The sequence below is a fragment of the Aeromicrobium sp. genome, from assembly GCF_047606445.1.
GTDB lineage: Bacteria > Actinomycetota > Actinomycetes > Propionibacteriales > Nocardioidaceae > Aeromicrobium.
Genome location: NZ_JASGEK010000016.1, coordinates 13,435 through 33,499, shown reverse-complemented (window position 1 = coordinate 33,499; position 20,065 = coordinate 13,435). Strand labels below are relative to the sequence as shown.

The following is a 20,065-nucleotide window of genomic DNA, read 5'->3' as shown; positions in this document are numbered from 1 at the left end:
GTCAGGCCAGCGACCTTGCCATCATCTGCGGCTGAGCGTCTCGATGGTGACGAGATCGGAGAAGCGGCGGAAGTGCTGGTCGTTGTCGGTGACGATGACCGGGACCGCATGAGCGAGCGCCGAGGCCGCGATGTTGGCGTCGTGGACCTGACGGCTGAGAGCGTGTCCGTCGCGGACGAGGTGGGTGAGCCGCGCAGTCGTGCGCGCGTCCTCTGGCAACAGCGTCATGTCGAGGAGGAGCTCGTCGAGGTTGTTAGTCGCGGTCTGGGGGCTCAGGCCCAAGCCGTTGGCCTCGACAGGGCGGGTGCTGACGGCGAGGTACTCGCGGACGATCTGTGGAGTCACGCAGTGGGCGCGGGGGTCGTCGTTCAGGAGGTCGAGCGCGGCGCGGTGCGTTCGCCGGGAGGTGTCCGTGGCGGCGAGGAGGACATTGGTGTCGAGCAGGCACGACGGAGCGGAGGGGCTCATCGCTCGTCGTCGCCATAGAGCTCGTCGCGACTCCATGTGCCAGCGGTGCCGGTGGTGGCCAGGGTGAGCCGGAGAGGGCGGCGTCGGCGCGCGGGGAGGGGCTCGGCGGCAAGACGGTCCAGGGCTTCACGCACCTCTTGCTGGACCGAGTGGCCGCGTCTGGCCGCGCGCTCTTTGATGGCGGCTACGGTCTCGTCGGGCACGTCGCGGATGTGCAGGGCGGTCACATGGCGATGCTACCGCTGACGCTAGCTTCCGGTCGAGGGACAGCCGCAGGAGGCGCGTGAAAAGGGAGCGACGGACGGTCCGGCGGGCTGACCACCACAGCGCGCCGGACCTCGTGGACGTCCGTTGCTCCCTTTGGAGGAGAGACGAGTGAGCGGCGCGACGATGACGCGGTTCACGGGAAATCTTTTTCCGACGGCGACGCAGCCGCAGCCGATGGAGCACGCCGGTGCCGATCATCATCAACAGCAGGCCGAAGGCCGCGAGCCACCGGCTCACGGTCAGACCGGTCGTCGGCAGCAGCCCCGACGGGGGGTCGGTCGGCTCGACCTTCGTGACCGTGCAGGTCGCGTCGCCGTCCTCGCAGGTCGTGATCGGCGGCGCGCCGTTGACGACGACGCCGTTCATCAGCTCGGAGTCGCCCCGCTGGCCGTCGGGCAGCACGTGCGCGGTGTAGGAGACCTGCGTGCTCTCCTGCCCCGGCAGCGAGCCGCTGACCCGCAGCGACTCGCCGTCGCGCTCGACCGTGAGGCCGCCGACGTCGACCACCCGGCCGAAGGCGGCGTCGTCGAGCACCTGCGACAGGTCGTCGACGTAGTCGACGCGGCCGTCGTTGTCGCCGCTGTTGGCGATCGTCAGCGTGTAGGTGACGATGTCGCCGGCGTGGACCGGGCCGTCGGCGTCGACCGACTTCTCGACGCTGACGTCGCCGACGACCGGGTTCGCGGTGCAGAGCGTCGACGTCGGGTCGCAGGCGCCGTTCGACGGCGGCTGAGCCCCTGTGGCCAGCAGGAAGTTGCCGAGCGTCTGGTCGCCCAAGGCGTCGCGGTCCTTGACCTGGACGCCATAGCTGACCGTGTCGGACGCGCCTGCGGCCAAGGTGCCGGTGACGCTGATCCGATTGTCGTCGGGCGTGACCGTCACCAGGTCGGCGTCGGCGGTCGGGGGAACGGTCAGGTCGGCGTCGTCGAGCACGCCGGCCAGATGGTCGACCATGTCGACGTCGACCGGGGCGGTGCCGTCGCTGGTGAAGCCGAGCGTGTAGGCGAGCTCGTCGCCGGGCTCGACCGCCGTGCCCGAGGCCGGGTCGACCGTCTTCGTGGCGGTCAGGTGACGCACCAGATGCTCCGTGCACAACGGGTCGTCCTCCTCTGCGCACGCCGCGGCCGGGTCGGTCCCGGCCGGGACGAGGAAGGTCTCCAACACGCTGTCCTCATGCTGCGCGAAGGGCTTCGTCCGCACGGTGTAGATGACGGTGCCGCTCTCGCCGGAGTCGAGGTCGCCGGTGATCTCCAGCCAGGCCGGAAGGTGGGCGGCCAGCGTGCCGAAGCCCGCCGCGCCGAAACGCTGGACGTCCACGCCGCCGCTCGCGTGCGGGCCGTCGATCAGGTCGGCGTCGTCGAGCAGTCCGCTGATCCACTCGTTGTGGTCCACCGGCGTCGTGCCGCCGCCCGCGTTGCGGAAGGTGATCGTGTAGGTGATCGGATCGCCCTCGGCCACCGACGTGCCGGTCACCGGGCTGGCGACCTTCGTCACTGTCAGGTGCGGCACGGCGTTGACCGTGCACAGGTCGCTCGACGGCGCGCAGGAGGTCGGCGGCTGCTCGCCGTCCGGGGTCACGAAGTTCTCCAGCTCCGAGTCGCCGCGCTGCGCGAACGGACGCACCGTCGCGGTGTAGGCGACCGTCGCGGTGTCGCCCGGCGCGATGGTCCCGCCCACCTCCAGCGTCTGGCCGTTCAGCGTGCCGGTCGCGCCGTTCGTGCCGCCGGTCACGGCCACGTCGGCGTCGTCGAGCACGCCGCCCAGATGGTCGGTGTGGTCCAGCGGCGCCGGGACGTGCCCGGTGTTCTCGAAGGTCAGCGTGTAGGTGACGGTCTGGCCCTCGGTCAGCTGGGTTCCCGAGCCGACGTCGACCGACTTGGTCACCTCGACCTCCGGCAGCGCCGTCACGACCGGGATCTCCACCAGGTTGGACGTCGCCGAGGTCACCGGTGGCGGCTGCGTGCCGCCGGGCGGGGTCGGCGGGGTGAAGGTCGCGCTCGCGTCGTTGCGCACCCACTGGGCCACCGCGTCGTCGGCCGTCACGGTGTAGGTGGCGGTGAAGGCCGCTGTGCCGCCGTTGCCGTCGATCTCGTCCACCGACGCCGGAGCGACGGCCGACAGGCCGGGCAGGTCGTCGTTGACCGAGACGTCGTAGGCGGTGTCGTCGCCGGTGTTGGCGACGGTGAAGGTGTACCGCACCGTGTCGCCGGCGTCGACCTCGCCGGGGGTGACGAGGTCGCCGCCGGGAGCGAACTCCCAGTCCTTGGCGACCTCGATCACCGGCAGCGGCGGCTCGGCCAGCGCCCAGCAGCCCGTGGTGTCGTTGTTGCCGGGATTCTGATCGAGCAGCGGACCGGTCACCGACGCGGGGAAGCACAGCTCGTCGCCTTCGCCCAGCGCCGAGCCGAGCACGGTGACCGGGATCGACAGGCGCGAGGGCGCGCCCTCGACGATCGGCCGGGCAGTGGTCCCGTCGGCCTGGACCGGCGTGCAGGTCAGGCTCGCCGGAGCGTCGACCGGGGGCGTGCCGCCGCCGACGACCGAGCACGACCAGCCGGTCGCCGCCGGGTCGGGCAGCGCCCGCAGCCGAGTGTGCTCCGGCAGCTCGACCGTCACCTCGGCCGGCGCCTCGTCGCTGCCGCCGAGGTTCTCGACTGAATAGTGGATGTCACGGTCGGTCGACGGGTACAGCGCCGGCTCGCCGGCCATGTCGAGGTCGACGGCCAGGTCGGCCTCGGTCAGCCGCAGGCACACGCGCGAGGGCTCGGCCGGCAGGGTCAGCGACGAGTCGACGGCCATGGTGTTGCAGGCGATCTGGTCCGCCTGCGCCCCCGACTGCACGGTCGTGCTGAAGGTGACGCTGCGGGAGGCGCCGGGCGCGAGCGCGCTGATCAGGGTGAGGCGCATCGCCTTCTTGCCGACGATGTCGGTGTCCCAGGTGGAGGCGGGGTCGCCCGTGCTGGACGGGGCCATCTCCGGGCGCGACGGGTTGTTCGACGCGGAGTAGGCGAGCGCGAGTCCGGGTGTCGCGCCCAGGGGGTGCGCGACGGGGTCCAGGCCGTTCAGCGTCAGGCTGAACTGCGATCCTCGGCTGGCGCCGGTGACCAAGGTGGTGTCGCCGGCGTACGGCAGCACGTCGTAGGCCACGGCGTCGGGCAGCGCCTGGGTGCCGGAGTTGGTGATGGTGAGGCGGTACTTCACGTTGGTCGCGTTCGCCGGGATCAGCGCCTGCTGGGCGGGGCTGCTGGTCCAGGCGCAGCCGTCGGCCGCGTTCGCGTCCGGGACGCAGATCTCCTTGGACGTGCGGATGGCCGGGGCGCTGCTGACCGTCAACGGGGAGGCGTTGCCGAGGGCGACGGCCTCGGCGGTGACGCCGTCGCCGTCGACGTCGTTGGTGTCGGAGCCGTTCGCGTTGACCTGGCCGCGGGCGGTCTGGAAGTTCTGCCCGACGTTGGTCTTCCACGCGTCCGCCCCGCTGCCCTCGTCGTAGGCCAGCACCTGCGCGACCGCGCCGTTGACAGCCGTCGAGGCGGTGGGGCCGGGCGTGGCGCGCACGGTCAGGGTCGGCCAGTTCTCCAGGCCGGTCACGCTCGGCGTGATGGGGCCGGGCCAGGTGGCGACGACCACCTGACGCGACTGTCCCCCGACGGTGGCGGTGCGGTACTCGTAGGTGATGCCCGCCGGACCGCCCGCGACGGAGGCCGAGTCGGGGAGGATCTCCCAGCCGGCCGGCGCGAGGAAGGCCAGCTGCGGCGTGATCTGGGTGCCGGGCCACACCTCGCCGGTCGCGCCGCGCATGGAGAAGCTGACCTCCTTGCCGGGCTCCAGGGCGCCGCCGCCGACCACGGTCGGCGCCTCGGTGAAGCTGGCGGCCAGGTTGGGCACCGCCCGGGTGTAGCGGGCCGTGTGCTGGACGTTCGCCGTGATCGGCTGAGCGAGCGGCGTCCGGTCGGCCACCGGGGTGCCCGTGGCCCACGGCTGGTAGATCGGCGGCTGTCCGGTCCCGCCGAAGCCGGGGTAGGTCATCGACACGGTGGCGGTGTTGAGACGGTCCTCGCCGAGGTGGTCGACCGCGCCGTTGTCGACGGTGAAGTAGCCCACCAGCTGTGCCCACGAGTCCCCGGTGTCGGTCGGCTGGATGCGGACGGCGGGGATGGGCTCGGTGGTGGCGGTGACGCCGGTGAACCAGGTGCCCGTCTGCGCGGTGAAGTTGGTGTTGGCGGCGACCGTCGTGGTGCCGGTGGCGCCGGTGTTGAGCGTGTAGTTGAGCGTCATGCCCACGCCGGCCGCGCGCAGGATCGTGGTCTTGATGTGGTCGTGCGACAGGGCGTTGTCGGTGATCGTCGCGACGGCGGGCATGTTGCCGCGGTTGGAGACGCGCACGTTCCAGTAGTGGGCGTTGACCCGGTCGGGCTGGCCCGGTCCCGGCACGTTCACCGCGCTGACGACGGGGCTGTTGGAGACGGCTCCGTCGGCCCGCGTGTTGCTGATGACCTTGTCGGCGTGCATGCCGCCGAAGGCGTCCCAGCAGGCCACGTTCGAGGTGACCGAGTTGTTGGCGGTCTTGGTGGTCTTGGCGGCGTCGAGGTAGGTGACGGTCGCGCTGACGGTGCTGGTGACCGGGGCGGAGAAGTTGCAGCCGTTGGCGTCGGCCTGGGCGAACCGCGTGCCGTCGAAGGTCAGCGTGACGTTGCGGGCGGCCCAGGTGGCGACGGTGGACGGGTCCGAGGCGACGTTGCGCGGCGCGGCCGGGCCGCCGTAGAAGCCGCTGCTCGGACTGCGTCCCCAGCCGCCCCGGGCGCCGTAGACCGGGGCGGCGACCGAGCCGACGGTCCAGGTGATGGTGTTGCCGGTGATGACGGCGCCGCTGTTGGTCAGCGCCGACGTCGGCACGATGGTCGCCTCGGGCGGCGCGGTGTAGACGACGGTGTAGCTGCCCGCCGCCGGGGTGTCGCCGCGGCCGCTGATCCGCGACCCGGGGTTGTAGATGCCCATGTTCCCGGGATTCATCGAGACCGGCTGGACGATGTTCTCGCCGGGGCGGATGCTCGTCGGCGACCCGACGTTGACGACGGGGGTGGCCGGGGCGCCGATGTTCCAGGTGATGTCCGGCGCCGAGGCGGTGAAGGCGGCCGAGTTGGCCGAGGACATGGTGGCGTCCATCTCGATCTGGAAGCCGTTCGGATAGAACGCGCCGTTCGGGACGTCGTCGCCGGAGGTGGGGGCGGTGGAGCCGTGGCGGCCCTCGAAGGCGTAGACGATGTCGAAGGAGCCGGAGGCGCCGGCGGGCAGGTCGCCGAGGTGGACGACCTTGCCGGTCGTGTCGGTGCCCGAGACGGTGGCGTTCGGCAGGTCCGACGGAGGCGTGAAGCCGTTGTAGAGCAGTAGGAAGCGCCCGGCGGGCAGGAGGTTGTTCGGGTCGCGCTGCGAGGGCGACATCTGCACCTGGGCGTCGGCGCAGGCCGTGTCGTTGCAGGAGTACTGCACGCGGTAGGTGACTCGGTGGCCGAGCTGCCCGTCGGCGATGGAGCTGATGACGGAGCCGTTGCTGACGTCGACGGGCGTGACGACGACCGTCACCGTCCCGGCCGACGCCTGGCCGATCGAGGCCACGGTCATCAGACCGGCCATCAGGATCGTGACGACGGCGCCGACGAGCGCGCGTCCGAGTGACGAGACCTGACGAACGGAAAACTTCGGAACTGCGGGCATGGCGATGCTCCCTCAAAGACGCGCGACATCCCCACCTCCCTTGTGAGGACAGCGCCATCTTTGCTTATTCAAAGCTCACTCACAGCCGTTCAGGTCAACGGCCGGGTTTTTCATCACCGCTTTCACCCGAGGCGTCACCCTCGGCCCTCCCGTCCGCCGACGGGAGGGCCGAGCGGCCTCACGCCCGTTCTCAGAGCTTGGCGCCGACCGACCGCAGCTCGGCGCAGGCCTGCACGATGCGGGCTGCCATGCCGGCCTCGGCGGCCTTGCCCCACGCGCGCGGGTCGTAGGTCTTCTTGTTCCCGACCTCGCCGTCGACCTTGAGCACGCCGTCGTAGTTGCCGAACATGTGCCCGGCGACCGGACGGGTGAAGGCGTACTGCGTGTCGGTGTCGATGTTCATCTTGACGACGCCGTAGTCGACGGCCGCCGAGATCTCCTCGGGCAGCGAGCCGGACCCGCCGTGGAAGACGAAGTCGAAGGCGCGCTCGGCGCCGAACTTCTCGGCGACGGCGTCCTGGGCGTTCTTCAGCACCTCGGGGCGCAGCTTGACGTTGCCCGGCTTGTAGACGCCGTGCACGTTGCCGAAGGTCAGCGCGGTCAGGTAGCGGCCCTTCTCGCCCAGGCCGAGCGCCTCGACCGTCGCGAGCGCGTCCTCGGGGGAGGTGTAGAGCTTGTCGTTGATCTCGGCCTCCACGCCGTCCTCCTCGCCGCCGACGACGCCGATCTCGACCTCGAGGATGATGTTCGCCGCGGCGCTGGCGGCCAGCAGCTCCTGCGCGATCTGCAGGTTCTCAGGCAGAGGCACCGCCGATCCGTCCCACATGTGCGACTGGAAGTAGGGCAGGCCGCCGCCCTTGACCCGCTCGGCCGAGGCGGCCAGCAGCGGACGGACGAAGCCGTCGAGCTTGTCCTTCGGGCAGTGGTCGGTGTGCAGCGCGACGTTGACCGGGTAGTTCTTCGCCACCTCCTGCGCGTACGCGGCGAAGGCCAGCGAGCCGGCGACCATGTCCTTGACGGTCGGGCCGGACAGGTACTCGGCGCCGCCGGTGGAGATCTGGATGATGCCGTCGGACTCGGCCTCGGCGAAACCGGCCAGCGCGGCGTTCAGCGTCTGCGAGCTGGAGACGTTGATGGCCGGGTACGCGAAGGACTCGCGCTTGGCCTTGTCCAGCATCTCGGCGTAGATCTCGGGAGTGGCGACGGGCATGAGGGCTCCTGGGTCACGGATAGGTCATGAAGACGGTCGCGGGCCAGTATTCCAGGCGAAGGCGGGAGTCTCATCCCGGCGGGGCGGGAAGGTCGGCGTGCTGGGCGACCCAGGCGTGCATGGCGATGGCGGCGGCCGCGCCGACGTTGATCGAGCGGGTCGAGCCGAACTGGCTGATCGCCACGGTGTGGTCGCAGGCCGCCAGCAGCTCCGCCGACAGCCCCGGACCCTCCTGGCCGAAGACCAGCGCGACCTCGCGGGGCAGCGCGGCCCGTTCGATCGGCTCCGACCCGGCTCCGTTCTCCAAGGCGACCAGCGGCACGCCCGCCTCGGCCGACCACGCCCGCAGCGACGCGACGTCGGGATGGTGGCGGATGTGCTGGTAGCGGTCGGTGACCATCGCGCCGCGCCGGTTCCAGCGACGTTTGCCGACGATGTGCACCTCGGCGACGCAGAAGGCGTTGGCGGTGCGCACGATGGAGCCGATGTTGAAGTCGTGCTGCAGGTTCTCGATCACCACGTGCAGCGGGTGCCGCCGGGCGTCGAGGTCGGCGACGATGGCGTCGTGGCGCCAGTAGCGGTAGCGGTCGACCACATTGCGCCGGTCGCCGTCGGCCAGCAGCTCGGGGTCGTAGTGGTCGCCCTCGGGCCACGGACCTTCCCACGGGCCGACCCCGACCTCGGGCTCCCCGCTCACACGCCGTAGGCGGCGCGGTAGGCCCGCACGGCCTCCAGATGCTCGGCGTGCTGGCCGGTCTCGGCGAGGAAGGCGATGAGCTGGTCGAGGCTGACGATGGAGTCGACGGTGACGCCGAGGTCGCGCTTCACCTCGCCGATGGCCGACAGCTCTCCCTGACCGCGTTCGGCCCGGTCGACCGCGACGGTCACGCCGACCAGTTCCGCGCCCGCCGCCTCGACGATCCCGGCGACCTCGCGGATCGCGGTGCCCGCCGTGATGACGTCGTCGACGACCATCACCCGGCCTTCCAGGGGGGAACCGACGATGGTGCCGCCCTCCCCGTGGTCCTTGGCCTCTTTGCGGTTGAAGCACCAGGGCACGTCGCGGCCGTGGCGCTCCGACAGTTGCACGGCGGTCGCCGCCGCGATGGGGATGCCCTTGTAGGCCGGGCCGAGCAGCACGTCGAACTCACGATTGGCCGCCATGATCGCGTCGGCGTAGAACCGGCCGAGCCCGGCCAGCGCCGCCCCGGTGCGGAAGCCGCCCGCGTTGAAGAAGTACGGCGAGGTGCGCCCCGACTTCAGCGTGAACTCCCCGAACGACAGCACGCCGAGGTCGAGCGCGAACTCGACGAACTCCCGCTCGTAGTCGCGCAGCGTCACGCGGCCGGTGCCTCTGCTGCGGCGGGCTTCTCCTCGACGGTGTCGAGCACGCCGCGCACCACGCGCCGGTCGTCGGTGTGGAACATCTCCGCGCAGGTGATCATCGTGATCATCCGCTCGGTCGGTTCCACCCCGCGCGAGTTCGGGTCGGGCACCGGGAACATCGGCCAGCCCTCGGTGAACGGCACGCGGATGTCGTTGCCGTTGTCGGTGAGCTTGTAGGTGTAGACGTGCGTGCGCGTCTCGATGACGACTTCCGCGCCGGCCGTGAGTTCGATGAGGTGGCGGAAGACCGCGCCGTTGCCGCTGACGTGGCCGGCGATGACGAAGTTGCCGACCTCTCCGGGAGGGGCGCTCTTCTCGTACCAGCCGACCCCGTTGGTGAGGGTCTCGGCGCTGAAGGTCGGCAGGATCGGCATCTCGTAGTCGCTGCCCCAGGCGGGCACGCGCAGCAGGCCGATGGCGTCGCCGTCGATGTTGTTCGCCCAGTCCTCGGCGATCTGCGACTTGGCCTCGTCCTGCTTGCGCTCGGCGACGATGTTCGTGCCGTACAGCTCCCAGGCGACGTAGCCGATGCAGCCCAGGCCCGCCAGCACCAGGATCATGCCGATGGCGGTCAGCACGCGACTGCGGCGGCGAGGCTTCTTCTTACGACGACGCTGCGCCTTGCGGGACTTCGGAGGGGTCGGTTTCTCGGGAGCGTCGATCACAGCCATAATGGCTCGATTCTCTCATATGCGCGAAGAGTCGAGGCCGATCGAGGGAGACGGCGGCCGGTATGAGAAATTTTCTCGGCGCAACGGTTGACATTTTGACCAAGTGTATGCCTACTATAAGGCTCAGCCCCGCCGTTTCACCCCCCGAGAACGGCGGGGCCTTCACGTGCCTGGGCCCGTCGGTCCGGACCCTGGTTGGGATAGTCGGGGTGATCGCAAGGGCGTTCAGGCCTCGTCGACGCCGCGCAGGATCTCCTCGGCCTGACTGGCGATCTCGGCTTTGAGCTCGTCGAAGGTCGTGGCGACGATCTGTCGGTAGTCGGGGGCGTTCGCGGTGAGCCAGGCGGTCGCCCCGGCGTCGTCGCCGCTGTCGATGATCTTCTCGAACTCCGCCATCTGGGCGTCGGTCATGCCCGCGGAGAGCCGTTCGCCCACGCGCAGCTCGATCGTGCTGTAGATGTCCTGGCGCAGTTCCTCGGGCAGCTCACCGAGGCCGATCTCGACGAGCAGGGCGTGGTCGATCCGGATCATGGACATGAAGGACTCATCTCGCGCGGGGACGACGGTCCCGTCATCGTAGTCCGGCTACCCGGCCCGTGGGCGGGTTTCACCACTGCCACAGCGCGGAGACGGGGAGGCCGTAGAGACGGTCGGCGTACTGGTAGCCCTGCGTCCCGGTGTTGAGGACGACGCCGGCGAGAAAACGGTCGCCGAGTTTGGCGCGTAACGCGTCGAGGTGTTTGAAGTGCCCCGCGCTGAAGGACGTCGACGCCTTGACCTCGATGGCGATGACGGCGCCGCCGGCGAGTTCGAGGATGACGTCGATCTCGCCGCCTGCCCGATCCCTGTAGCGGAAGACCTTGAACTCCTCAGCGGCCCAACTCTGCTGCTTGAGAAGCTCCGCGACGACGAACGCCTCGAGGAAGGAGCCGAAGGCCTCGCTGTAGGAGAGTTGATCGAGGTGCGCGGCGGTCAGTCGGGCCAGGTGGAGCCCGAGCGCGGAGTCCAGGACGATGGCCTTGTGCCGACCGACCTCACGTTTGCCGAGGTTGGGCGTCCACGGCGGGATCGTGGCGATCAGATGGGTCGCGCGCAGCAGGTCGAGGTAGCCGGTGATGGTGGCGACCGGGATGGTGGTGGCGCCCGCGAGCCGTGCTTTGACGAGTTCGCCCGCCTGGTTCCCGGCGAGCGCGCGCAGCAGCGAGTCGGCGCGGTCCGGGCTCACCTCACGTCGCAGCTCGCCGAGGTCACGGTGGGTGACCCGTTCGACGTAGGAGGTGAGCCATGTCCGCCGCAGTCGTTCGGGAAGGGCCTTCGCCTCGGGGTAGCCGCCTTGTTCGATGAGGCGGGCGTAGTCGGAGCGCCGGAGAGCCGTCTCGAAGGCCTCTGGTCGGCTGTCCGCCAGGAGCGTCGCGACGAAGTCGTCACGACGGCGCATGCTCTCGCCGGCGCTGAGTCCGTACAGCGGCAGGCTGACCATGCGTCCGGCGAGGCTGTCGGGCAGGCCTCGGACGTTCAGGAGCGAGGCGGAGCCGGTCAGCAGGAAGCGGCCAGGACGGCGGTCCCGGTCGATGGCCGCCTTGAGCGGCAGCACGAGGTGGGGGAGTCGCTGGAACTCGTCGATGACCAGGAGGTCGTCGCCTTGGCGTTCCAAGAAACCGACGGGGTCGCGTTCGACGGCGGCACGCACGTCGGCGTCGTCCAGTGTGAAGACTCGGGACTCGTCGCCGGCGATCTGTCGGGCGAGCGTGCTCTTGCCGACCTGCCGGGCGCCCTCGATCATGACGCACGGGAAGTGCTGCAGAAGCTGTCGCACCTGTGGCTCCGCGTGCCGGTCGAACAAGGCGGTCATGGGTCGATACTAGCCCCAACTCATCGTTTCGCCATCCTCAACTCGTTGTTTCGCAGCACCCAACTCGTCGTTTCGCAACACTCAACTCGTCGAAACGCAGTGACCGACTGGCGCAGATGGACGACGCCCCCGACCGCTGCAGCGGCCAGGGGCGTCGAATCCCGTCTGACGATCAGGCGGCGGTCGCCACCTGCTCCTCGACGACCGTCTCGGCCTTCGGGGCGGGGGTCGGCAGGGACATGCGGCAGATCTTCTTGAACACCGTGAACAGCTGCTTGCTCAGGCGGCCGGTGTTGTAGGTGATGCCGTAGCGCTCGCAGATCTCCTTGACCTCGACGGAGATCTCCGGGTAGCGGCGCGCCGGGATGTCGGGGAACAGGTGGTGCTCGATCTGGTGGCTCAGGTTGCCCGACATCATGTGGAACAGGTCGCCGCCGGTGATGTTGGCCGAGCCGAGCAGCTGGCGGTAGTACCAGTGGCCGCGCGACTCGTCCTCGCACTCCTCCTCGGTGAACGTCGCGACGCCCGCCGGGAAGTGGCCGCAGAAGATGATGTTGAACGCCCACACGTTGCGGGCCAGGTTGGCCACCGCGTTGCCCGCGAAGGTCAGCGGGAACAGCGGGCCGGTCAGCGCGGGGAACAGCAGGTAGTCCTTGACGGCCTGACGCTTGACCTTCTTCATGATCGCCGAGTGCAGGTGCGCGTTCTCCTCGATCTTGCGCTTGCCCGCGACGATGTTCTCGACCTCGAGGTCGTGCATGGCCACGCCCCACTCGAAGAACGTCATCAACAGGAACGCCCACAGCGGGTTGCCCAGGTAGTAGGGGTGCCACTTCTGGTCCTCGTCCATGCGCAGGATGCCGTAGCCGATGTCGCGGTCCTTGCCGAGCACGTTCGTGAAGGTGTGGTGGATGTAGTTGTGGCTGTACTTCCACTGCTCGCCCGGGCACACGTTGTCCCAGTCGTAGATGCGCGAGTTGAGCTTCGGGTCGCCCATCCAGTCGTACTGGCCGTGCATGACGTTGTGGCCGATCTCCATGTTCTCGAGGATCTTCGAGACGCTGAGCGCGGCGACCGCGAGCGGCCACGCCGGCGGCACGTAGAACATCAGCCGGCCGGCGACCTCGAACTGCTGCTGACGCTTGACGACGTTGCGGATGTAGTTCGCGTCCTCCTCGCCGAGGTCGGCGATGACGCGCTGGCGCAGCGCGTCCATCTCGTCGCCGAAGTCCTCCAACTGCTCGGGCGTCAGGTTCGGGATCTTCGGGTCGGAGGCGCGGCTGCGGCTCTTGGCGCGGGGCATGAAGGGGATCGTGGTCATCTCAGTGTCTTTCTGGCGCGTGGAGGGGATCAGAGGTCGATGGAGCAGTTGCCGACGGGAGCCGAGACGCAGACGCGCACCTCTTCGTCGGGGAGCGAGGAGGTCTCGCCGGTGAGCACGTTGCGCACGGTGCCCTCGGTCTTGACCACGGTGCAGGAGAAGCAGATGCCCATGCGGCAGCCGAACTGCGGGGCGAGTCCGGCCTCCTCGGCCTGCTCCAAGAGGTTCGCGCCGGAGTTCTCGGCGCTCGTGCCGGACTTGGCGAAGACGATCGTGCCCTCCGCGTCGCCGTCGGTGGCGAAGGCCGGGGGCTTGAAGAACTCCACCCGCAGGCGCGGCGAGTCGCCGTAGGCCTCCTGGACGAGTTCGATGAGGCCGCCGGGGCCGCACGCCCAGGTGTCGATGTCGGTGTAGTCGCCGACCATCTTGCGCAGCTCGTCGGCGTCGAACAGGTGGGCGCCGTAGCGCAGGTGCACGGTGATCCCGTTGTCCTCGGCGGCGATGCGGTCGAGCTCCTCGGCGAAGATCTGGTCCTCGCGGGAGCGGGCGTAGTGCAGGAAGGTGACCTTGCGGTTGGCGTGGCCGTCGTAGCCGTCGCGCAGCAGTGTGCGGATGTGCGACATGACCGGGGTGATGCCCGAGCCGCCGGAGATCATCAGCAGGTGGTTGTTGGTCGGGGTCGCGGCGCTCTCGTGGACGGTGAAGTCGCCCTCGGCCTGGCTCAGGTGGATGATCTCGCCGACCCGCGCGTCGTTGACGAGGTGCTTGGAGACGACGCCCTCGGCGTGCGAGCGGACGGTGATGGTGAACGGCTCGCCGGGCAGCGAGGCGGCCGAGGAGATGGAGAAGCAGCGGGTCACGCGACGTCCGGCCTCGACCTCGACGCCGACCTGCACGTACTGGCCGGAGCGGTGGCCGCGCCAGGTGCGGGTCGGCTGGAGGGTGAGCGTGGCGACGGGGTGCTCGCCGTCGGTCTCGCGGACGATGTCGGTGACGCGGGCGCGGACCTCGGTGGCGGCCCACATCGGGTGGATCTGCTCGAGGTAACGGTCGACGCCGTGCGGGCTGGTGAGGGCGGCGAGGACCCGCGACTCGAGGACGCGCTGGGTGAGAGTCATGTTCTTCTTCTCGAAAGTTAGTGGACAACTGTCCACAAACTTTGGACGATCGAATGGGCCATCGTCAACGTAGAATCACTGTGAGTGCAGACACGTTGGATGTTTGCGCAGGTCAGCGGTGGTCAGCTGTCCACAAAAAATGTAGGGTCGGGTCATGAGTGACGCCGATCAGCCCGTCGAGCCGACCCGGACCGAGCGCAAAGAGCACACGCGACGCGCCATCTTGGCGGCCGCGCTGAAGCTCACCGAGGACAGCTCGTTGGGCGCGTTGTCGCTGCGCGCGGTCGCCCGCGAGGTCGGCATCGCGCCGAACGCGCTCTACCGGCACTTCGCGTCGGCCGACCACCTCGGCCTTGCGCTCGTCGAGGAGTCCTTCGGCGCGCTGCGCACGATGTTGATGGAGGTGCGCACCGCCCCGCTGACCAATGACGGCGTCATCGGCGCGTCGGTGTCGGTGCTGATCGAACGGGTCAAAGCCGACCGCGCGCAGTTCGCCTTCATCTCCCGTGAGCGGGTGGGCGCCTCGCCCGTCGTCCGGGCGGCGATCGCCCGCGAGTTGGAGCTGTTCGAGGCCGAGGTCGCCACCGACTTCGCCCGCCTGCCCGGCGCGATCCACTGGTCGACCGACGATCTGCGCATCTCGGCCGGCATGATCGTCGCCACCCTCGTCGCCGCCGCCGAACGCCTCATCTACAGCACTCCCACCCCCGAGCTGGAGGCCGAGGTCGCCCGCCGCACCAAGCGCCAGTTCCGCATGATCGCCATCGGCGCCCTCAACTGGCGCTCCTCGGGACGTCGGTCGGGGGATGACAGACAATGAGAGTTGGGTAGGAGCACCCGTCGCAGACGAGAGGAAGGCGCCGCATGGCTGAGGTCGAGCACCCTGAGCGGACGCCTGTCGCCGCGCTGGGGAGAGGGACGCGTCTGCGCGGCGTCCGACTCGGGGACCGAGGGAACTACGAGTTGTTCGAGCCGTTGCGGGTCGACGGTAGCGGCGGGTACGGCGTGGTGTGGACGGCCATCGTCGAGCATGACGACGGGCGTCGTGAGCTTGTGGCGGTCAAGTTCCTCGAGAGCAGGTTCTTCGACCCGGGCCAGGGTCGCGAGGTGGTCGAGCGCGGCCGTCACGAGGATGCCAAGAGCGAGTACGAGCGGTCGCAGGGTCGAGGCGATCACGTGGTGCGGGCTCTCGACTACAGCCCGTCCGGCGCGGCTCACCCCTTCGTTGTGATGGAGTACTTGTCGGCGAACACGCTGAGCGCTCTGGTCGAGAAGGAGGGCGGGGCGTTGTCGGACGAGCGGCTCGCCGATTTATTGGAGGGGCTGGCGGATGCGATGCGCTGCTGTGACACGCAGGCTGGTCCGTACCAGGGGCGTGTCTATCACGGCGATCTGTCTCCGAAGAACGTCTTGTGGGCGTCGGAGCGCGATGATGAGCGTGGACGGTTCGTGGTGATCGACCTGGGCCACGGGCACCACGACCATTCAGTCACCGGGGCTCGGCCGAAGATGGCCCGATACGTGACGCCGGAAATGTTTGAGGAGTTCGCCGCTTCGACCGTTCCACGCATTTACAGCGATCTGCACCAAGCCGGACAGGTGATGGTCTTCGCGCTCGGCGGGGGACACCCGACGAGCGCGGGGTCGACCCGGCCGGACGACTTCGCCGAGTTGCCGGGGCGTGTCCCGGAGGGGACGGCGCCGGAACTCGCCCAACTGGTGGCCGCGATGTTGGAGCCGGATCCCCGACGTCGTGCCGCGAACCTCCCGATGGAGAGGTTCGTTCCGCTCGCCAACGAGGTCGCCGCGCGGTTGCGCGCCGCGCCGCGCCGGGAGATCGAGTCGGAGCGGAGGCGGGAGTCGGAGTCGGAACTGAAGTCTGACGCGGAGGCCTCGGAGCCTTCTGCGCCGCCGGGATCTTCTCGACGTCCTCGTCGCCGCGTGAGGGCGGTGGTCGCGGTGTTCCTCGTCGGCGGGGGCCTGATGGCGGCTGGTCAGGCGGGTCTTCTCGATGGCTCTGGTACGTCCGGCGGTTCTGACACGCAGGACGATCCCGGCAGCACCGTGACCGATCCTCCTTTGGTCGAGGAGGTGTCGACCACGCTGACACCTCCTCCGGAGAAGGACACGGTGTTGGTCAGCGGGAGGACGGTCTCGGAGCCGGTGTATCCGATCGCCTCCGCCGGTTGCGAGGGGAGCAGCCTGACGGTGGAGGTCCAGTCGAGCGATGAGGAGGTCCGGTTGCAGGTGCGACTCGATGAGAACTCGTTGAAGACGGGACGATCGATCGTCGCGCGCGGCGGCCAGGACCAGTCGTGGGACGCCGTGACGCACGTCGGGACGAGAACGGTCAGCGTCGATATGGCGCAGGGGCAAGGCTTCCTCTATCTTGAGTCCAGAGCCGAGACGCAGGTGGATTGCGCCTCTCCCGAAGCTCTGGTCATCGTGAAGACACTCTGAGGAGAACTCGTGAATCGATTCGGCGGCAACATGGTGCTGGCCGCGCTGCTTTCGGTGGTGTTGGTCGTCGCGGGGTGCTCGGGCGGCGACGGCGATGGCACCAAGGTTGACAAGAGAGATGACAGCGCGACGATGCCGTCGGTGATCGACATGGACGAGGACGAGGCCCGCGAGGCCATCCTCGAGGTGGCGCCGAACGTCCAGATCAAAGTGGAGACGCGTCAGGACTCTGGCGACGAGGGACGTGTCCTGGATCAGGAGCCGAGCGTCGGCGACGATATCGGGAGCAAGGTGACGCTCACGGTGGCAGTGGGCAGCCTCCCGGTGCCCGACGTCGTGGGCGAGTCGATCGGCGACGCGACGAAGGCGCTGGAGGACGCGGGCTTCGAGGTCGAGGAGAACCCGGTGTCGGACCCGAGCGTCCAGGACGGGACCGTGGTCGGTCAGACGCCAGCGGCGGGCGCGATGAACGAGGCGACTGTGGTGCTGGACGTGGCTCGCGCCGACGCGGTTCAGTCATTGGCGGAGCTGGAGCCGGTAGAAGTGGACGGAGGCGGTGTGGATGCTGTCGATGTCGTCATTAACACGGAGCCTTATCCGCAAGCCCTCGAATTGTCGCGGGGTCCATATGAATCGAATCCGATGATGGTTTCTTACAACCTCGGTCGTAAGTATCAGACTTTTGAGGCGTTGGTGGGAGTGTCGGATGAAGCTCCGGCTGACACCCTTATCTCGATTCAGCTCAAGGCTGAAGACGGTCGGATCCTTATCTCGGAAACCGATATCAAGTTGGGTCAGCCTGTCGAGATTAAGGTCGATGTCTCAGGTGTTTTGCGGCTGACGCTCATTGGAACGACGACACATTCTGAAGGGTCTGTGTTCCTGGGGAACCCGTACCTATCGAACGCCCGTTGACCTCTTTTCGCGGTAGTGAGTTTCTCCGTTCTTAAGACCGCAGAAACCCCACCACCTCACGCCGCCAGCACGAGTTCCTGAGGGACGCCCTGGCGGCGGATGTTGAGCTTGGCGTGGAGCTGGGTGGCTCCGCGCAGCTGACGGCTGACGCCGCCGCGGCCGGCGAGCTGCCAGACCTTCATGCCCGCCGACGTGGCCCGGAGCGCCATCGAGGTGAAGGCGTGGTCGCCGCTGGCGATGACCATGACGTCGTAGCGACTGGCCGCGTGGAGTTCGTCGATCCGGTCGAGGAGCTCGTGGTCGGCGCCGTTGAGGCCGGCGCGGACGTGGTAGCTCATCGGCACGCCGGCCAGCTCGAACAACGCCACTCGGGCCATCGTCGGGCCCGAGGCGACGACGATGTGGTCCTGCGTGGACACGGCGGGCCGCAGGCCCTCCCAGACCTGACGCACGCCGTAGCGGCTGCGGTCGGTTCCCAGCAGGTTCTCGATGTCGACGATGAAGAGCTTGCGCTGTGCGGTGTGGAACATGGGGTCCTCCTAGCGAGTTGGTCGTAGGGCCATCCCACGCCATGAGCCGCCGATCGGCCGCAACGTCTTGCACGGGCTTCTCCACGGAGGAACCTGTGGGGACGCCGTGCAACGTCTTGCGTCCTTTCGGCGTCCGCATAGGGCATCGTTGTGATCAGTCACACGAAGGAGTCAGCATGGTGTTGCGCGTCTCGATGTACACAGATCTCGACGACCAGATCGTCCAGATCGGATCTCGTACGCTCGCCGAGCCCGGGCCGCGTAGCGCGGTGTATTTCGGGCGTCTGGACGAGAGCGACGTGCTGCGGCGCGCGGCGCGCGGCGGCGCGTTCCTGGGCGTCGAGCGCGGTATGGACGATTGGGTCTCGCGCGACCAGGGGGCTGTCCATTGGACTGCCGAAGGAATCGTCGTCACGAACCACAGTGACAAGCGGCCGCTGCTCGTCCGGGAGTGGGGGCGCAAAGGTCTCGATCTCTATGATCGTCAGGATCGTGTGCTGCTGAACGGGCGAGCGGTGGTCGACATCGTCGACACCTCGACCTTCCTCATCGTGGGACCTGAAGATCCCTACGAGCCGGGGTGGCTGGCCCCGCTGCCGGAGCCGTCCGAGGAGACCCCGGGACAGGCGGAGATCGCGCGGTTCCGCATCCGGCCCGAGATCGTGTGCTCCTGCCGTGCCGATGGCGGTCGGGTCAGTCTGTGCCAGGACTCGAAGCACGAGGCGCGGGAACGACGGTTACGGACGATGATCGTCTCGGAGGCCGCGACGACCGCATGGCCTCAAGGGCGTGTGGTCCGCGAGCGGCGCGACAAGGCCGCCGCGGAGAGGCTCGGCATCACGGTGCAACGGATCTCGCAGCTCAAGGCGGAGTTCCGTCGGGTGGTGGCCGAGGGCTCGGAGTCGGTGTCGCGGAACGCCCCCAGCTCGTCGGAGTTGGTCGAGTGGCTGGTGCAGGCGCGAGTGCTGACGTTCGACGACGTCATCGATCTGGTGGAAGAGGCGACGCGATGAAGTGGTTGTTTCAGCGACACGAAGACATCGTCGTCGCTCAGCAGGAGGAGGCGCCGGTCGGGGAGCAGGCTGACGAGCGTGCCGAGGCTCCCACGAAGCTCGGAGTGGTCGTGCGGGCGGCGAGTCAGGTCGGGCATCGGACCGGCAACCAGGACCGGTATCTCGTCGGCGGGAGTGTGGTCGCGGTCGCCGACGGCGTCGGCGGGTCGGTGCGCGGGGACGCGGCCGCGCAGGTCGCGTTGGGCCGGATCGGCATCGACAGCGCGTTGATCGGCGATCACGTTCCGCCAGTCACCGCCGTACGAGCCCTGACGGCCAGCGCCCATGAGCAGGCGCTGCACGCGGCCACCGTGTTCAACGCGGTCGAGACGTCCTCCACGCTGTCGATGGTGCATGTCAGCCGTCCTCGACGTTCCGACTACCGGGAGGAGGACACGCCCCGAGCGGGCCGGGAGAGCGAGCCGGCGACGACCGAGGAGAGCACTCCGGTTCTCGCGGACACCCCGGCGGACGTGGACGTGCCGGACGATGGCGTGGAGAAGCTGACGCTGACGTTCGCATGGGTCGGGGACAGTCCGATCTATCTGGTCGTTGACGGCCAGGTGGAGCAGATCTCCCGTCCGCACACCACGGCTCCGAGCGGTCACGCGGGCGGCGGCTATGCGCTGCAGCGGGCGATCGGCGGCATCGACGCCACTCCTGATGTGGTGCAGCGGACGGTGACGGCGGGCGCGCGGGTGCTGTTGGCCAGTGACGGCGTGCTCGACATTCCCGCCGATGAGGTGGAGGCGGCGTTGCTTGACCCCGACTATGGCCCGTCGGACTGTGTGGAGGTGTTGTTGGAGTTCGCGCAGGAGTACGGCGTCCGCGACAACACCACGGTGGCGGTGATCGATGTCGTTGACACGTCGCAGTTCGTGGGCTTGTCGCAGCTCGTTTGAGAGGTGTTCGCGGCGAGACGCAAGAACTTGCCCCGCGACCAGGTGACTTTGCGCGATGATGTGAGGCGCTGGCGGTCCACGTCGGCGTTCGAGTGGAGGTGTCATGATCGGGAATCTTGTCGGCGACACGGTCGACATGTTGGTGATCTGTGGGTTTCTCACGTTCACCGGGGCGGCCTGGGCGACGTTCGTCATCGGTCG

At 68.8% G+C, this 20,065-nt stretch carries 17 protein-coding genes; 5 read left to right on the top strand and 12 right to left on the bottom strand.

Annotation, left to right across the window (positions count from 1 at the left end; genetic code table 11):
• Positions 1-21: 21 nt before the first annotated feature.
• The 11 genes from QM621_RS04200 to QM621_RS04150 all read right to left on the bottom strand — a co-directional run bounded on the left by QM621_RS04200 (position 22) and on the right by QM621_RS04150 (position 14,005).
• Positions 22-468, bottom strand: coding sequence for a type II toxin-antitoxin system VapC family toxin (locus QM621_RS04200; protein WP_414989104.1), 447 nt, complete (start codon positions 466-468; stop codon positions 22-24).
• Positions 465-671, bottom strand: coding sequence for a FitA-like ribbon-helix-helix domain-containing protein (locus QM621_RS04195; protein WP_414989117.1), 207 nt, complete (start codon positions 669-671; stop codon positions 465-467). The genes QM621_RS04200 and QM621_RS04195 overlap by 4 nt, the downstream gene beginning before the upstream one ends.
• Positions 595-6,447 (bottom strand): hypothetical protein, encoded by a 5,853-nt coding sequence (locus tag QM621_RS04190; protein ID WP_414989103.1) that lies wholly within the window; start codon positions 6,445-6,447, stop codon positions 595-597. The genes QM621_RS04195 and QM621_RS04190 overlap by 77 nt, the downstream gene beginning before the upstream one ends.
• A 190-nt stretch (positions 6,448-6,637) precedes the next feature.
• Positions 6,638-7,657: a class II fructose-bisphosphate aldolase gene (gene fbaA, locus QM621_RS04185; protein ID WP_414989102.1), complete on the bottom strand. Its 1,020-nt coding sequence runs from the start codon at positions 7,655-7,657 to the stop codon at positions 6,638-6,640.
• A gap of 70 nt (positions 7,658-7,727) precedes the next feature.
• Positions 7,728-8,354, bottom strand: a complete 627-nt coding sequence (locus QM621_RS04180) for a TrmH family RNA methyltransferase (protein WP_414989101.1) — start codon at positions 8,352-8,354, stop codon at positions 7,728-7,730.
• A complete protein-coding gene (pyrE, locus tag QM621_RS04175) occupies positions 8,351-8,992 on the bottom strand; it encodes an orotate phosphoribosyltransferase (RefSeq protein WP_414989116.1) in 642 nt (213 codons plus the stop codon). Before pyrE ends, QM621_RS04180 begins: the two co-directional genes overlap by 4 nt.
• A gap of 2 nt (positions 8,993-8,994) precedes the next feature.
• Positions 8,995-9,714: a sortase domain-bontaining protein gene (locus QM621_RS04170; protein ID WP_414989100.1), complete on the bottom strand. Its 720-nt coding sequence runs from the start codon at positions 9,712-9,714 to the stop codon at positions 8,995-8,997.
• A gap of 225 nt (positions 9,715-9,939) precedes the next feature.
• Entirely contained in the window at positions 9,940-10,251 is a 312-nt protein-coding gene (locus tag QM621_RS04165; RefSeq protein WP_414989099.1) for a DUF5663 domain-containing protein, read from the bottom strand.
• 70 nt (positions 10,252-10,321) lie between these two features.
• Positions 10,322-11,566, bottom strand: coding sequence for an ATP-binding protein (locus QM621_RS04160; RefSeq protein ID WP_414989098.1), 1,245 nt, complete (start codon positions 11,564-11,566; stop codon positions 10,322-10,324).
• Between the two features lie 172 nt (positions 11,567-11,738).
• Complete coding sequence (locus QM621_RS04155) at positions 11,739-12,887, bottom strand: fatty acid desaturase family protein (protein ID WP_414989097.1); 1,149 nt, start codon at positions 12,885-12,887, stop codon at positions 11,739-11,741.
• A 29-nt stretch (positions 12,888-12,916) separates the two neighbouring features.
• Positions 12,917-14,005: a ferredoxin reductase gene (locus QM621_RS04150; protein ID WP_414989096.1), complete on the bottom strand. Its 1,089-nt coding sequence runs from the start codon at positions 14,003-14,005 to the stop codon at positions 12,917-12,919.
• A 154-nt stretch (positions 14,006-14,159) separates the two neighbouring features.
• On the opposite strand from QM621_RS04150, the gene QM621_RS04145 reads away from it, so the two are divergent.
• Genes QM621_RS04145 through QM621_RS04135 form a run of 3 tightly spaced genes read left to right on the top strand, consistent with a single transcriptional unit; the run spans position 14,160 to position 17,380 of the window.
• Positions 14,160-14,825: a TetR family transcriptional regulator gene (locus QM621_RS04145; protein WP_414989095.1), complete on the top strand. Its 666-nt coding sequence runs from the start codon at positions 14,160-14,162 to the stop codon at positions 14,823-14,825.
• Positions 14,826-14,869: 44 nt separating this feature from the next.
• Complete coding sequence (locus QM621_RS04140; protein ID WP_414989094.1) at positions 14,870-16,465, top strand: protein kinase domain-containing protein; 1,596 nt, start codon at positions 14,870-14,872, stop codon at positions 16,463-16,465.
• 9 nt (positions 16,466-16,474) lie between these two features.
• A complete protein-coding gene (locus QM621_RS04135) occupies positions 16,475-17,380 on the top strand; it encodes a PASTA domain-containing protein (RefSeq protein ID WP_414989093.1) in 906 nt (301 codons plus the stop codon).
• A 56-nt stretch (positions 17,381-17,436) separates the two neighbouring features.
• On the opposite strand, the gene QM621_RS04130 is transcribed toward QM621_RS04135, so the two are convergent.
• Positions 17,437-17,910: an NYN domain-containing protein gene (locus QM621_RS04130; RefSeq protein ID WP_414989092.1), complete on the bottom strand. Its 474-nt coding sequence runs from the start codon at positions 17,908-17,910 to the stop codon at positions 17,437-17,439.
• A gap of 176 nt (positions 17,911-18,086) precedes the next feature.
• On the opposite strand from QM621_RS04130, the gene QM621_RS04125 reads away from it, so the two are divergent.
• Positions 18,087-18,923: a hypothetical protein gene (locus QM621_RS04125; protein ID WP_414989091.1), complete on the top strand. Its 837-nt coding sequence runs from the start codon at positions 18,087-18,089 to the stop codon at positions 18,921-18,923.
• Positions 18,920-19,864: a PP2C family protein-serine/threonine phosphatase gene (locus QM621_RS04120; protein WP_414989090.1), complete on the top strand. Its 945-nt coding sequence runs from the start codon at positions 18,920-18,922 to the stop codon at positions 19,862-19,864. Before QM621_RS04125 ends, QM621_RS04120 begins: the two co-directional genes overlap by 4 nt.
• Positions 19,865-20,065 lie beyond the last annotated feature (201 nt).

Excerpts from the sequence above, each read along its gene's own strand:
- QM621_RS04190 (WP_414989103.1), bottom strand. The coding sequence starts at position 6,447 with ATGCCCGCAGTTCCGAAGTTTTCCGTTCGTCAGGTCTCGTCACTCGGA.
- QM621_RS04200 (WP_414989104.1), bottom strand. The coding sequence starts at position 468 with ATGAGCCCCTCCGCTCCGTCGTGCCTGCTCGACACCAATGTCCTCCTC.
- QM621_RS04170 (WP_414989100.1), bottom strand. The coding sequence starts at position 9,714 with ATGGCTGTGATCGACGCTCCCGAGAAACCGACCCCTCCGAAGTCCCGC.
- QM621_RS04125 (WP_414989091.1), top strand. The coding sequence starts at position 18,087 with ATGGTGTTGCGCGTCTCGATGTACACAGATCTCGACGACCAGATCGTC.
- QM621_RS04140 (WP_414989094.1), top strand. The coding sequence starts at position 14,870 with ATGGCTGAGGTCGAGCACCCTGAGCGGACGCCTGTCGCCGCGCTGGGG.
- QM621_RS04160 (WP_414989098.1), bottom strand. The coding sequence starts at position 11,566 with ATGACCGCCTTGTTCGACCGGCACGCGGAGCCACAGGTGCGACAGCTT.
- QM621_RS04165 (WP_414989099.1), bottom strand. The coding sequence starts at position 10,251 with ATGTCCATGATCCGGATCGACCACGCCCTGCTCGTCGAGATCGGCCTC.
- QM621_RS04150 (WP_414989096.1), bottom strand. The coding sequence starts at position 14,005 with ATGACTCTCACCCAGCGCGTCCTCGAGTCGCGGGTCCTCGCCGCCCTC.
- QM621_RS04155 (WP_414989097.1), bottom strand. The coding sequence starts at position 12,887 with ATGACCACGATCCCCTTCATGCCCCGCGCCAAGAGCCGCAGCCGCGCC.
- QM621_RS04145 (WP_414989095.1), top strand. The coding sequence starts at position 14,160 with ATGAGTGACGCCGATCAGCCCGTCGAGCCGACCCGGACCGAGCGCAAA.
- fbaA (WP_414989102.1), bottom strand. The coding sequence starts at position 7,657 with ATGCCCGTCGCCACTCCCGAGATCTACGCCGAGATGCTGGACAAGGCC.
- QM621_RS04120 (WP_414989090.1), top strand. The coding sequence starts at position 18,920 with ATGAAGTGGTTGTTTCAGCGACACGAAGACATCGTCGTCGCTCAGCAG.
- QM621_RS04130 (WP_414989092.1), bottom strand. The coding sequence starts at position 17,910 with ATGTTCCACACCGCACAGCGCAAGCTCTTCATCGTCGACATCGAGAAC.